We start from the raw sequence: 12,974 nt of genomic DNA on the forward strand, positions 1-12,974 counted from the left end.
AGAGGCTGGCACGCACCCGCATTTCGCCGCTGTCAGCCGAGACCTTTACGGCGACGAAAGGTGGTTCTCAGGTACACCTGATGTCATGCGTGTACTGATCGTGGAGGACGAGGAATTCCTGGCGGACATGATCGCCGAGGGATTGCGGCGCGACGCCCTGGCCGTCGACGTCGTGTACAACGGCGCCGACGCGCTGGAGCGGCTGCGCCTCACGGACTACGACGTGCTCGTCCTCGACCGCGACCTGCCCGGAGCGCACGGCGACGAGGTGTGCCAGAGCGTCGTCGAGCAGCGATTGCTGACCCGGGTACTGATGCTCACCGCCGCCGGCACCGTCCGCGACCGCGTCGACGGCCTGGACCTGGGCGCGGACGACTACCTCACCAAGCCGTTCGCCTACGAGGAACTGCTGGCCCGGGTACTGGCGCTCGGCCGCCGCACCCACCCCGCCCTTCCGCCGGTCCTCGAACGTGCGGGCATCACCCTCGATACCGCTCGCCGCCAGGCCTTCCGGGAGGGCCGCTACCTCGCCCTGTCCCGCAAGGAGTTCGGCGTACTGGAGGCGCTGATGCAGGCCGAGGGCGCCGTGGTCAGCGGTGAGGACCTGATCGAGCGGGTGTGGGAGCGGAACATGGGATACCGCACCAACGCGGTCCGGGTCGCCCTCAGCAAACTCCGCGCCAAGCTCGGCGAGCCCTCGGTCATCGACACCGTGCCCGGCCACGGCTACCGCATCGGTGTCCCGGCATGAGGCGCTCCGCCCGGGTCGGCCCGAACCGCCCTCCGCTGCCCGGCCGACCACGCCCGCGGCTGCCGGGCGGGGAGCGGGGCCGGCTGACCATGCTCTACGGCGGGCTGCTCGTCCTCGCCGGGGCCATGCTCATCGTCCTGGTCAACTTCCTGGTCCGGGAGGGTCTGTACACCTCGATCAGCACGGCCGTCGCCGTCGAACCGCGACTGGCCACACTGGCGACCCCGGACCTCGCCGCGGCGAAAACCCTCACGGTGGGAACCGCCGCACCCGCGAACGCTCCACCCGGAACCACCCCCGCCGACGGCGGACAGTCCCACTTCCAGGCCGTCAAGGTCGTCACCCAGGCCGCCGAGCAGGCCGCCCAGAACCAGCTGCTGACCGTCTCCCTGATCGCTCTGGCCGCCTTCGCCGTCATCTCGATGGCACTGGCCTGGTGGATGTCGGGACGGGTGCTGCGCCCGGTGGCGGTGATCACCAACACGGCGCGGCGGCTCTCGGGTGAGAACCTGCACGAGCGGATCGCCCTCGACGCGCCCCCGGGCGAGCTCAAACAGCTCGCCGACACCTTCGACGCCATGCTCGACCGCATGGAGCAACTGGTGGGTGCGCAGCAGCGGTTCGCAGCCAACGCCGCACACGAACTGCGGACTCCGCTCGCGGTGCAGCGGGCCGCGGCCGAAATCGGGCTGGCCACCGAGGACCCGGCCGCCGTCGCCCGGATCCGCCGCAAACTGATCGAGGTCTCCGAGAGCAGCGAACGGCTCATCGAGGGCCTGCTGTTGCTGTCTGTCTCCGACCAGAGGCTGGACCACCGCGAACCGGTCGCACTGGACCAGCTGGCCCGCGCGGTGGCCGCCGAGTGCGCCGCCTCGGAGGAAGCCCGAGCGAACCGCGTCACCGTCCGAACCGACACCGCCCCCGTGTCCGTCGAGGGTGATCCGGTGCTGCTGGCACACCTGGTACGCAACCTGGTCGGCAACGCCCTGCGCTACAACCACGACGGCGGCCGGGTCGAGGTCGGCGTGCGCGACGGCGTCCTGGAGATCGGCAACACCGGCCCCCGGGTGCCGACGGAGACGGTCCCCTACCTCTTCGAGCCCTTCCGCCGCCTGCAGGAGCGTCGACACAGCCCGCGTGAGGGCGCGGGCCTGGGCCTGTCCATCGTCGCCTCCATCGCGCGTGCCCATCACGCCGTCGTCACCGCCGTCCCCGGCAGCACGGGCGGACTGCGGGTCCGGGTCGAGTTCCCCACGGCCTGATCCGGCTGCTGGGGGCACCTGGACGTTCTTCGAACGGTGCCCGCACCGGACGGCCCCTGAACAGGTCTCCGGGGCCTGCGAGCGGCCCCACCAGGTCCAGCAGCCGCGGTCCGGGCCGGCCTCGCGCATCGCGCATCGCGTCGAGCATGAGTTCGGTCGACTCGGCGAGCCAGGCGTCCAGGGCTTCGCGGTCGCGGGGCGCGGTCGGGGCGCCCTTCGGGTCCGTTTTCGCCGGGGGCTCGGCGCCCGGGCCCGCCGCGACGATGGCGGCCTGGCGGCGGCGGCCGTCGCCGAGGTGCTGCGCCAGTTCGCGCAGCGTCCAGTCCGGGCAGGTCGGGACCTGGACGTCAAGGTCGGGGGCGGACGCGATCGCGGCGCGGAACGCGACCGAGCGGTCCTGAAAGACCTTCAGCGAACCTCCAGGACAAGCGGGCCGGGACGCCCCGGCTACGCCTTGGTACAGGTCGGGTCGGCCTCCGGCAGGCGTCCGCCGGCCAGGTAGGCGTTGACCGCGTCGTCCACGCACGCGTTGCCGTACGTCCCGTAGAGCCCGTGCTGGTCGGCGCCCCGCAGGGTCAGCAGCCGGGAGCCGGGCAGCAGCCCGTGCAGCGCGACGCCGTCCCGGTAGGGGGTGCGCGGGTCCCCGGTGGCGGAGAGGATCAGTGCCCGGGCGTCGCGGCGTACCTCGGTGGGCGCCTCGCGCGGGGGGTCCAGGAAGGCGCACGGGGAGATGTTGTCGAGCAGCGGGCCGGACAGCGGGTACCGGGCGCGGTCGCGCTCGATCCGGCGCCAGTAGTCCTCCGGGTCGCGCGGCGCCGTACCGTCCGCGCACAGGATGGCCTGGGAGATGCTGCCGGCCTGCGACCCCTGCGGGGTGAACAGGAAGCGCAGCATGGCGGTGGTCCCGTCCGAGGGGGTGACCGGCCGGCCCGACGCGGCCTCGGCGAGCGTCGCCGTCAGCTCGGCGAGGCCCGCCCGATCCGCGTCGGAGTCGCCCGCGAGGTTCATGAACACCAGCATCGGCACCCGGGTGTCGTCGAGCTCGAAGGCGTCGGCGCCGGTGCCGACGACGAGCGGGCGCGCCGCGGCCGCCCGGACCGTGCGCAGCACCCCGGTGACCACCTCCTCGCGGGTGCGGCCCAGCCCGTACGTGTCGTGGCGGGCCGCCGCCCAGTCCGCCCAGTCGGCGAACGCCCGCTCGTTCTCCGGCGCCATGTTGGGGAGCAGCGCCGGCCCGGCGTGGGCCGGGTTCAGCGCGCTGTCCAGGACCACCCGGTCGTAGCGGCCGGGGAACATCTGGGTGTACACCGTGCCGAGGTAGGTGCCGTACGAGAGGCCGAGGTAGGAGATCCGCCGCTCGCCGAGCGCGCCCCGCACCACGTCCATGTCCCGGGCCGCGTCGCGGGTGCTCGCGTGCGGCAGCAGATCCCCGGCCGCCGAACGGCACCGGGTCGCGAGGTCCCGCTGGAGGGCGACCTGGCGCTCGAAGGAGGCCCGGCCGGTCCCGGCGGAGGTGATGCTGAAGCCGATCGGCCAGCCGCAGTCGAGGGGGGCGCTGCGGCCGACGAAGCGCGGGTCCAGCCCGACGATGTCGAAGCGGGCGGCGGTGTCCTTCAACGCGGCGCGCACCCGCGGCGGCGCACCGAGCGTCGGACTGCCGGGGCCGCCGTCGTTGAGCAGCAGCGTGCCGATCCGGTGGCGGGTGTCGGTGGCCTTGATCCGGGAGAGCGCCAGCGTGACCGTGCGTCCGCCGGGGTCGCCGTAGTCGAGCGGCACGGTGACCTCCGCGCAGCGGGCGCCGGCCCGTTCCAGCGCGGCGCCCTCCTCGTCCTGCGGGCCCTGGACGCAGCTGTGCCAGGCCGGTCGCTGCTGGTAGTAGCGGTCGAGCCCCCGGGGGATGCCGGCGGCCTGTGCGGCGGCTTCTGCCGGTGCGGTGGCGGCGGCCGCGGTCAGGCCGGCCACGAGGGCGAGAGCGGCCGCGGCGGCGCGGCGGCGGAGGTAGGTCAAGACGTCTCCTCGGCGGTGCGGGGCCCGGTCCGGGCCACCTCCGTACAGGACGCATGCGGGGCAAACGATATGACGATCCGTCGGCAGTCGGCCAGCGCGTGCAGCAGCACCAGCGGCCAGACACTCCCGATGCACAGCCGCGCGCCGCACAGGAAGAAGCCGAACGCGCCGGCCTCCAGCACCTGCCACAGCGTGTTGCCCAGGGGCGCGTCGAAGAACAGCCAGTTGTCGAGGTGCCCGACCCCGAACAGCGCCGCCGTCAGCGCCCCCGCGCGCACTGGGCCGAGCGGCCGTGCGACCTCCAGCACCAGCGCCCGGCTGCTCAGCTCCTCGCTGACCCCGATGGCGAGCATCAGCACCACCCCGCCCGCCAGGGCCGCCGTGCCGCCCTCGATCCCGGGCAGCGCCGCCAGCGCCGTCACCGGCAGCAGCACCGGCCAGCGCGCCATCACCCCTGGGCGCGATCGCGAGCACCATGGTGCAGGGCGCGCCCTCGTACTGCTGGGTCGGCCAGCGGGACCATCTTCGCAATACGGGCGATAGCGGACGCGTTCATGTGGCAGTCCCCCCAAGGACACGTGGTGATGAAGGTGATGGTGATCGGATGAACGGGCGCCCGATGTCGCGCCCCGAGGCGCCCGCCCGAGCCCCCCGGCTCCGCCGGCTCGCTCTCCCCGCCTCTCACCCTGATAGACGTCCATCCCGCCGGGGGGGGGTTGCAGGTCGGTTCGAAGAAATTTCTCGCGGACTTCGCCCGGAACGAGGGCGTTCAACCAGGGGGCACGACACTGGCACGGCCAGGCCCGCCCGTTCGCCGACCACATCGACGTCCGGACAGCGGCCCTGGTCGCCTACGACAGCGTCCAGCCCACCCACGGCCTCGAGGCTCCGCCCGAGGCGCCCGCCGCGATCGCTGTCGATCTCGGCGGGGTCGACATCCGACACGACTCCCGTGCTTTTCCGCCATTCGCCCACCCCATCGATTCCCCGGCCATCGGCCGGGTAGGCACGGGATGCCACCCACCCATGAGGAGAGCCAATGAGGCTTCGGATCGGTCAGGGAACAGCGGCACTTGTCGCCGGAATCGTGGTCACCACAGGATTCGCGGCCGCACCATCCGCCGACGCCGCTACCGTGCATTCGCTGTCGGCGGGTTCGCGAACCTTCGTCAACGTGAACTCCGGTAAGTGCTTGGAGATCTGGAACGACGCCACCGACAACGGCGCCCGTGCCGGCCAGTGGGACTGCAACGGATCAGCAACCCAGCAATGGCAGGTGTACCTCAACGGTGCCTGGGCCGCCATCGTCAATGTGAACTCGGGCAAGTGCTTGGAGATCTGGGGCGACGCCACCGACAACGGCGCCTTTGCCGGCCAGTGGGACTGCAACGGATCGCCGACCCAGCAGTGGCTCTTGACCTCCACTGGCGAAATCAGCAACAGGAACTCGGGCAAGTGCCTGGAGATCTGGAACGACGCCACCCACAACGGTGCGACCGCAAACCAGTGGCAGTGCAACTGGTCCGCCACGCAGAAGTGGCGCTGAGACGCGATCGCGCGTGGTCGCCCGGTGACCGGAAGCCGGAGGGTTGCCGGTGACGGGGAGCTGGTTGGTCAGTCGCTGATTGCGAGATGCAGGATGGTGACCCAACTGTCGGTGACCAACAACAGGTTGCGCCACCATATGCAGTAGGAGTGCGGACCTCCGACATCGCCGCAGCTTCGGACGGGACCCAGGTGTGCCGCGACGAGGTCGGCGAGGCCATCGGCGAGTTCGCCGGCCTGCCGGATCTCATCGGGCGTGCGGGGGTTGGGCACGAACTCCGTTTTGGGGGGCTGCATGAACCCCTTGGTCACCTGCCGATGGAGAATGTCCCGCCAGGCCCGGGGGGGAGGCGAGCGGGAGTATCGGTGTCCCATCTGGTATCCGCTGCCCAGCCGCCGGCGTCGTGGACGGCCTGAGCGAGACCCTGCATCCGGTCAGTACCGGGTGTCATCCCGGTCACGGGAACCACGTGAAGCAGCTCGATGAACGGCTCGTGGTTGCAGTCCTGGAACAGGTCCAGGAGGGGTTCCGCCGCGGCTGACAGTGCGTCCGGCGCGGCGACCGGGTTGAGCACGGCCGTCCGGGTCCTCTCGTCCGTTGTTGCGGTGCGGCCCCATTGTGCTGGCTGAGCGCGCGTTCGTGCGCGGAGTTTTTGCGGCCTCCCGTGGGTGGAGGTGCCGGAGTTGTCCCCGCTCGTGCGGGGCCGACCGGGCAGATGCATCGGACGCCGCACCGACGTCGCCCTCTTCCCGAACGACGACGCGTTCCTATGGCTGGTCACCGCCGTGCTCGTCGAACTCCACGACGAGTGGATCGCTTCCCCTGCCGCTACATGCCCAAGGGCAGCATGGACCAGCTCTACCCGGCCAAGCTCCCCCGGAGCCCGTTCACCGAGCGCCTGCCTCCACCGGAGACCGAGGTGGCGGCGTCCAGGCACCGTACGCAGCACGGCCTCATTCAGCATGTGGATGAGCGGCACGATGCCCCACCGGCGCTGTACCTCGTCTGGATCCTTCGCAGGTTGCGCGGCTCGGGCTGGGCCTCGTCCGGGGTGAGCCGGATCGCCCCGGACTTCCGCTCGGCGATGTCCCGCCAGCTCGGCTTGGGCATCCGGTCGTTCAGCAGGGTCAGCTCGGTGGTCATCTGCTCGCGCAGCTCGTCGACGAGGACGGCGGCGTCCATCGGGTGACCGACGGCGTACGGCGGCGGATCCGCTCGGTCAGGTCCGGCTTCCGCCGGCTGCGGCTCTCCATACGCCGTGGCGGATCCATTGCCGGTTGCCCGCACATGCCACGGCCGGACCGACGAGCATGGACAGCATCCACAGCGCGACGCTGGCGGGCGAGTAGATGTAGTACTGCCATCGATTCGGCAGCAGCGTCGGCAGGAGAAGGAGCGCGACCAGTGTCACCCAGGTTGTGAGCACAGTGATCACTGCGCGCGACGCCACATCCACACCGTTTCCTGGTGCCACGTGTCCCCCTGGCCGAGTTCGGAGCGGATCCCGGAGCGGATCCCGCCCATCAAGTTTGAACGTGTTCAATATAGCAGCGCGGCTGCGGGGCGGTCGGCAGCTGGTGCGGCCGACCACTCAACATGGGGGTGCTGGCCGGGGCGGCGGAATCCGGAGTGCCGAGCAGCCGGGCCGCACCGTACGGTTGGTCGGCACGACGGGCTCAGCGGAAGTCGTCGGCGTGGTCGACGGCCCACTGGGCGTAGGTGTGTGCCGGAGCGCCGGTGATCTTTTCGGCGATGACGGAGGTCGCGGCCGCGACGCCGTCGGCGGCGGCCCACTGACTCACGATCGCCTCGGCCACGACCGGATGCATGGTTCTGGCGATTTCCGCGCGGGCCTGCTCGTCGGATATGTGCTCGATCCGGATGTGACGGCCGATGGCCTCGCCGATGTGCTCGACCTGGCGTTGCAGGGACAGGGACTCTGCCCCGTAGACGGTGTAGGCCTGGTGCGAGTGGCCCGGTTCGGTCAGGGCGGTCACCGCCAGCGCCGCGATGTCCTTCTCGTGCACCGGTGCCGACTGTGCGAGCGGACGGGGAAGGCGGACGACGTTGTCGGTGCGGATCGATTCGGCCCACCAGGTACGGGTGTTGGTCGCGAACGTCCCCGGCCTGAGGAACGTCCAGTCCATGCCGGACCGTTGGACGGCCTGCTCGATCGTGCGGTTCAGGCGGGTGACCGGGTGGTCGGCGTCGGGGTCCAGGGCGACCGACACCGACGAGAGCAGAACCACCTGCCGGATCCCCGCGGCTGCGGCCGCAGCGGCGACCTTCTCGATGTCGTAGGGCTTCCGGGGGTCGAGCATTCCGTACAGGAACACCTTGTCGGCACCGTCGAGCGCTGTGGGGAGGGTCTCGGGACGCTCAAGGTCGGCGACGACTGCTTCGCACTCGGGCGTCGAGCCCGCGGTCGGGGTCCGGCTGACCGCTCTGACCTGCTCACCGGCGGCCAGCAGGCCACCGGCCACATGACGACCGACGTTGCCGCGGGCGCCGAAGACGACTGCCACCATGATGGAACCTCCTGCTTGTTGTGGACATGAGTTGCCGCATCGGCGGGGGTGGTGCGAGAGGTGTCGCTTCCCCGCGGGTGGCGGACCGGCGCCGGCGGCCTGGTCGTCGGCGCCGGTGCGGGGGAACGGGTCGGGAGCCGGTGTGCGCCGACCGCGGGCTGCGCGGATGCGCGGATCCGAGATGTCGCTGCGACGGGACGGTCGGTCGCCGATCAGGGCTGGATGTTCTCCAGGTCCTCCAGGAGGCCGGGGTGCCTCGGCTCCCAGCCGAGCGCCTGCCGGGTGCGGGTGCTGGACGAGGGCTGGTCGGCCTTGAAGATCGGGCCGAGCGGGCCGTAGGTCTCCTCCGGCACCGACTCGACCGGCAGGCCCAGCCGTCGGCCGATGACGGCCGCGATGTCCCGTACCCGGTCCCCCTCGTCGGCCACGGCGTGCCAGGCGGTACCGGCCGGCGCCTGCTCCAGGGCGAGCCGGAACAGAACGGCCGCGTCGAGCGCGTGGACCGCGGGCCAGCGCTGGGTGCCGTCGCCGGGGTAGCCGGAGATCCCGCTTCGGCGTGCGATGTCGGTCAGCAGACCGGCGAACCCGCCCGTGCCCCCGTTGTGAACCGTGCGCGGCAGGCGTACGGACGTGCTGCGGACCCCGCGCGAGGCCAGGCCCAGGACCGCCGTGACCGTGCGACCGCGGCCGCCGACCGGCCCGTCGGTCGGTACCGGGTCGGCCTCGGTGGAGGCACGGCCCGGCACCCGGGGCGTACCCGAGACGGTGACCAGGGGGCGGTCGCTGCCGACGAGTTCCTCGCCGAGGGCGGTGAGGGCGGCGGTCTCCTCGGCGACGTTCCGGGCGAGGGCCTCGGGGCTGCTGAAGTCGTTGCCGAAGGCCAGGTGGATCACCCCGTCGGCCCGGGCGGCGCCGGAACGCAGAACGTCGAGATCGGCGAGGCCTCCCCGCAGCGGCTCGGCGCCGGCCATCTCGGCGGCCTGTGCGGAGGCGTCGGAGCGCGCGAGCGCGAGGACGGTGTGGCCGTTGCCGAGGAGTTCGGCGACGACGGCGGAACCGATCAGACCGGTGCCGCCGGTGACGAAGACGCGCATGGAACCCTCCCAGAAGTGATGGGACTCTTGTCCCGTCACCGTAGCAGAGTGATGGGACAAGAGTCCCATCACGTATGCTGAACCCCATGGGTCGATGGGAACCAGGTGCGCGTGAACGCCTCGTCGTGGCCGCGGTCGACCTGTTCACGGAGCAGGGGTACGACGCCACGACGGTCGCGCAGATCGCCGAGCGTGCCGGGGTCACCAAGAGCACCTTCTTCCGGCACTTCCCCGACAAGCGCGAGCTGCTGGTCGCCGGGCAGGAGACGCTGAGCCGGCTGCTGGCCGAGGGGATCGCCGACGCGCCCGGTGACGCCAGCCCGCTCGAGGCGGTCGCCGCCGGTCTCGAACGCGCCTCGACCGCGATGGGCCCCGGGAGCCGCGAGCTCGCCCCCCGCCTGAAGGCCGCCGTCGCCGCCAGCGCCGAGCTGCAAGAGCGCGACACCCTCAAGACCGTCAGCCTCGCGGCCGCGATGACAACCGCCCTGGTCGCCCGCGGCGTACCCGACCCGACCGCGGCCCTCGCGGGCGAGCTGGGCGTCCTCGCCTTCAAACGCGGGTACGCCGAATGGGCCGAGGACGACCGCGGCGCCGAGGGCGAGCTCGCCGGATACACCCTCGCGGCCCTGGACGAACTGCGCGCGGCGAGCGCATCGCTGGGCTGACCGGACGAGCACCGTCCAGCGCCGGTGCGGTGGAAGGGAATAGTCCCACCGATATCGAAAGTCCCATGGGTCGGAGTCCAGGTACGACCTCTGACGGCGACGGGTCCGCCGCCGAGCCGACAGCCTGGCCTTCGGGGAGAATCTCAGCCTCGCCGACGAGCCCGGCTACCTGCGGCAGGTCAAGAGCCAGGCCAACCTCCAGGAGGGCCGCCGCTCCCTTCGCCCGGAAGATCCTTCCACGGCAGGCACGGGCGGCTCTACCAGCGCTACCAGGACGGCATGGAGGACCGGATCGGGGCGCTGGGGCTGGTCCTCTCCGCCCTCGTGCTGTTCAGCACGCGGTACCTGGACGCCGCGGTGAAGAAGCTGCGGATGGACGGTTTCGACGTCCGTGACGAGGACGTGGCTCGCCTCTCACTGTTCGTGCGGCACCATACCAACATGCTCGGCCGGTACTCTTCCAGCTCCCCGACCTGCCCGGCGGCCTGCGACCACTGTGTGACCCGGACGCCGCCGAAGCGTGAAGCCGCAGGCACCGTCGCGGGGCCCGGACGTTGTGCTCCGCACTACCGGGCCCAGCGGTCGGGGGTTGGGGTGCGCGGTCGTAGGCGCTCTCCCTGCGGCCCGAACATGATCAGATATTCGACCGGTCCGCCGGGTCCGGCGTTCGCGACTCCGTGGGCGGTGCGGGTGTCGAACTCGGCCACGTCCCCGGCGCTCAGGACGAGGTCCTGCTCGCCGAGCGCCAGCCACAGCCGCCCGTACAGGACGCACAGCCATTCGTACCCGTCGTGGGAGACCTGCCGCGGCCGCGCCGGCGGCGCGTCGACGGCGGGCAGGACGTGCTTGTGGGCGTGCAGGCCCCCGACGTACCGGGTCAGCGGCAGCACCGTCTTGTCGTTGCCGGAACGCTGCGGCACCGGGGTGCGCGGTCCGGCCGCCGCGGCGGGTGCGGTGCCGGCCAGCTCGTCCAGGGAGACGTCGTACGCCTTCGCTAGCTGCAGCAGCACCTCCAGGGTCGGCTTGCGCCGGCCGGTCTCGATCCGCGACAGCGTGCTCAGCGAGATGCCGGTCGCGCGGCTGACGCCGGTGAGTGTGGCGCCGTGCTGCTCGCGCGCGGTCCGCAGCCGGGGGCCCATGGCCGCCAGCGTGTCGGCTGTGCCGTCGTCCGTCACCGTCACCGTCACCGTCGCCCCGCTCCCTGCGGCCGTGCTGCCTCCACCGCCCTGTCCTGCCAGTTTGCCACAATGGCAAGGGTGTTCGCGTCGCGCGGCCGCCGCGCCGCATGATCGGTGGGTAACCGCGGCCGCCCGTGAACCGAGGAGAAGCGATGCACCAGCCCGCACCGTCCGCCGACCTGCGCCACCGCACCATCGAGGCACCCGCCGGGCGCCTGCACCTGGTCGAGCAGGGCACCGGACCACTGGTCCTGCTCGTCCACGGCTTCCCCGAGACCTGGTACTCCTGGCGCCGCCAACTCCCGGCCCTCGCCGCGGCGGGACACCGGGCCGTGGCGCTCGACGTGCGCGGCTACGGCCGCTCCTCCAAGCCGGCCGCGACGGACGCCTACCGGATGCTCGACCTGGTGGAGGACAACGTCGCCCTGGTGCGCGCCCTGGGCGAGGAGACGGCGGTGGTCGTCGGGCACGACTGGGGCTCCAGCATCGCGGCGGCCTCCGCCCTGCTCCACCCCGAGGTCTTCCGCGCCGTCGGACTGCTGAGCGTCCCCTACGCGCCGCCCGGCGGCCCCCGCCCCACCGACGTCTTCGCGCAGATGGGCGGCGACCAGGAGTTCTACGTCTCGTACTTCCAGGAGCCCGGCCGGGCCGAAGCCGAGATGGAGCCCGACCTCCGGGGCTGGCTCGCGGGCTTCTACGCGGCCATGTCCGCCGACACCATGCCCGCCCGGGGCGAGCCCGACCCGCACTTCGTGACCCGCACCGGCGGCCGGCTGCGCGACCGCTTCCCCGGCGGCAAGCTGCCCGCCTGGCTGACCGAGGACGACCTCGACGTGTACGCCGGGGAGTTCGAGCGCACCGGCATGACCGGGGCCCTCAACCGCTACCGCAACATGGACCGCGACTGGGAGGACCTCGCCCAGTACGGCGGAGCCCCGATCAGGCAGCCGTCCCTGTTCATCGGCGGCGCCCTGGACGCTTCCACGACCTGGATGGCCGACGCCATCGACGCCTACCCGGCCACCCTCCCCGCCCTGACCTCCACCCACATCCTGGACGGCTGCGGGCACTGGATCCAGCAGGAGCGTCCCGAGGACGTCAACCGCCTGCTGACCGCCTGGCTCGCCTCCCTCCAGGGCTGAACCGGCGGGTGCGCCGGCCGGCCTCCGTCGCAAGGGCTTGCCGCTGTTCGTCATGGTCACCCCCGCGCACCGAGCGTGTCGACGTGACGGGCCGGTTCACCAGGCTTCATGCAGTGGGATGGTTTCGGACCGGTGCCTTTGACCGGCGGCCGACTCCGTGGAACGACCTGTGCACGAGGCAGCGCACCCTCCGCCCCGGAACACCAGCGGGTCCGCAGGCCGGCCGCGGCGCGGGTCGCCGGGTGAGCGCACGTGCCGGCCAGCGCAAGGGCGCTTCCTCTCGCCCGTCAGATCACAGGCCACGGCATCAGGCCGTCGGTGCGCACAGGAGGAACCACCATGCCCAGAACGAAGACAACCCTGGTCGGCACGGTCATCGCCGTCGTCGCCGCTCTGACAGCCCTGAGTACCGGCCCGGCGCACAGCGCAACGGGCCGGCCGGCGACAAGGGGACCACCCGGCAGTCTCGGTGAACAACGGCAGCCCTACCCCGGACGGGACCGCGCCCGCCAAGGTCGCCGGGCCACCCGCCGATCAAATGCTGAGCGACGCGCAGCCGGACATCCTCTGGTACAACACCAGCACCAACGAGTCCCAGATCTGGTTCATGAACGACATGAGCATCATCGGCCGAGCTGATGTGCTGGAGGAGAACGGCAGCCCCATCCACGTCGGAGCACCCTGGCAGATCGCCGGCATCGGATACTTCTAGTGCCGCATCAGACTGCGTTCGCCCCGTTGTGACGCATCGCTCGGTTGCCGCCAGGTGGCAACCGAGCGGCCAGAATGATCACGTGGCTG

Annotated in this window: 15 protein-coding genes and 1 pseudogene; 7 read left to right on the top strand and 9 right to left on the bottom strand. The window is 71.8% G+C overall.

What is annotated here, in order from left to right; all coding sequences use genetic code 11:
- Nucleotides 1–85 precede the first annotated feature (85 nt).
- Nucleotides 86–751, top strand: coding sequence for a response regulator transcription factor (locus ACZ6EM_RS31115; protein WP_380550139.1), 666 nt, complete (start codon nt 86–88; stop codon nt 749–751).
- A gap of 89 nt (nt 752–840) precedes the next feature.
- A complete protein-coding gene (locus tag ACZ6EM_RS31120) occupies nt 841–2,013 on the top strand; it encodes a sensor histidine kinase (protein WP_465773793.1) in 1,173 nt (390 codons plus the stop codon).
- Here the strand turns inward: ACZ6EM_RS31120 and ACZ6EM_RS31125 are convergent.
- The 3 genes from ACZ6EM_RS31125 to ACZ6EM_RS31135 are packed head-to-tail and all read right to left on the bottom strand — an operon-like array spanning nt 1,952 to nt 4,469.
- Nucleotides 1,952–2,539 (bottom strand): maleylpyruvate isomerase N-terminal domain-containing protein, encoded by a 588-nt coding sequence (locus ACZ6EM_RS31125; protein WP_465773783.1) that lies wholly within the window; start codon nt 2,537–2,539, stop codon nt 1,952–1,954. The two genes, ACZ6EM_RS31120 and ACZ6EM_RS31125, sit on opposite strands and share 62 nt — an antisense overlap.
- A complete protein-coding gene (locus ACZ6EM_RS31130) occupies nt 2,461–4,020 on the bottom strand; it encodes an alpha/beta fold hydrolase (RefSeq protein ID WP_465773784.1) in 1,560 nt (519 codons plus the stop codon). The genes ACZ6EM_RS31125 and ACZ6EM_RS31130 overlap by 79 nt, the downstream gene beginning before the upstream one ends.
- Nucleotides 4,017–4,469: a CPBP family intramembrane glutamic endopeptidase gene (locus tag ACZ6EM_RS31135; RefSeq protein WP_465773785.1), complete on the bottom strand. Its 453-nt coding sequence runs from the start codon at nt 4,467–4,469 to the stop codon at nt 4,017–4,019. The genes ACZ6EM_RS31130 and ACZ6EM_RS31135 overlap by 4 nt, the downstream gene beginning before the upstream one ends.
- Nucleotides 4,470–5,059: 590 nt before the next feature.
- On the opposite strand from ACZ6EM_RS31135, the gene ACZ6EM_RS31140 reads away from it, so the two are divergent.
- Complete coding sequence (locus ACZ6EM_RS31140) at nt 5,060–5,566, top strand: RICIN domain-containing protein (RefSeq protein WP_401047358.1); 507 nt, start codon at nt 5,060–5,062, stop codon at nt 5,564–5,566.
- 68 nt (nt 5,567–5,634) lie between these two features.
- Here the strand turns inward: ACZ6EM_RS31140 and ACZ6EM_RS31145 are convergent, their stop codons facing one another.
- From ACZ6EM_RS31145 to ACZ6EM_RS31165, 5 genes are all read right to left on the bottom strand, one after another.
- The gene (locus ACZ6EM_RS31145; protein WP_401047355.1) at nt 5,635–5,877 is read right to left on the bottom strand and encodes a hypothetical protein; all 243 of its coding nucleotides are present in this window, start codon (nt 5,875–5,877) and stop codon (nt 5,635–5,637) included.
- Nucleotides 5,878–6,523: 646 nt separating this feature from the next.
- Nucleotides 6,524–6,748: a hypothetical protein gene (locus ACZ6EM_RS31150; protein ID WP_401047365.1), complete on the bottom strand. Its 225-nt coding sequence runs from the start codon at nt 6,746–6,748 to the stop codon at nt 6,524–6,526.
- A 37-nt stretch (nt 6,749–6,785) separates the two neighbouring features.
- Entirely contained in the window at nt 6,786–7,001 is a 216-nt protein-coding gene (locus ACZ6EM_RS31155; RefSeq protein WP_452177854.1) for a hypothetical protein, read from the bottom strand.
- Between the two features lie 241 nt (nt 7,002–7,242).
- Nucleotides 7,243–8,094: an SDR family oxidoreductase gene (locus ACZ6EM_RS31160; RefSeq protein WP_452177855.1), complete on the bottom strand. Its 852-nt coding sequence runs from the start codon at nt 8,092–8,094 to the stop codon at nt 7,243–7,245.
- Nucleotides 8,095–8,306: 212 nt separating this feature from the next.
- On the bottom strand, nt 8,307–9,188 hold the full coding sequence (locus tag ACZ6EM_RS31165) for an SDR family oxidoreductase (RefSeq protein ID WP_465773786.1): 882 nt from the start codon (nt 9,186–9,188) through the stop codon (nt 8,307–8,309).
- Nucleotides 9,189–9,274: 86 nt separating this feature from the next.
- On the opposite strand from ACZ6EM_RS31165, the gene ACZ6EM_RS31170 reads away from it, so the two are divergent.
- Together ACZ6EM_RS31170 and ACZ6EM_RS31175 are read left to right on the top strand one after the other, a co-directional pair.
- Entirely contained in the window at nt 9,275–9,853 is a 579-nt protein-coding gene (locus ACZ6EM_RS31170) for a TetR/AcrR family transcriptional regulator (protein WP_376272846.1), read from the top strand.
- Between the two features lie 142 nt (nt 9,854–9,995).
- Nucleotides 9,996–10,377, top strand: a pseudogene (locus ACZ6EM_RS31175) (Tn3 family transposase); the annotation flags it as partial.
- A 42-nt stretch (nt 10,378–10,419) separates the two neighbouring features.
- Here ACZ6EM_RS31175 and ACZ6EM_RS31180 read toward each other — a convergent pair.
- The gene (locus ACZ6EM_RS31180; RefSeq protein WP_465773794.1) at nt 10,420–10,992 is read right to left on the bottom strand and encodes a helix-turn-helix domain-containing protein; all 573 of its coding nucleotides are present in this window, start codon (nt 10,990–10,992) and stop codon (nt 10,420–10,422) included.
- Nucleotides 10,993–11,183: 191 nt separating this feature from the next.
- Between ACZ6EM_RS31180 and ACZ6EM_RS31185 the strand changes: the two genes are divergently transcribed.
- The gene (locus ACZ6EM_RS31185; protein WP_465773787.1) at nt 11,184–12,173 is read left to right on the top strand and encodes an alpha/beta fold hydrolase; all 990 of its coding nucleotides are present in this window, start codon (nt 11,184–11,186) and stop codon (nt 12,171–12,173) included.
- A gap of 538 nt (nt 12,174–12,711) precedes the next feature.
- The gene (locus ACZ6EM_RS31190) at nt 12,712–12,885 is read left to right on the top strand and encodes a hypothetical protein (RefSeq protein WP_465773788.1); all 174 of its coding nucleotides are present in this window, start codon (nt 12,712–12,714) and stop codon (nt 12,883–12,885) included.
- Nucleotides 12,886–12,974 lie beyond the last annotated feature (89 nt).

This window comes from Kitasatospora sp. NPDC041917, from assembly GCF_055589745.1.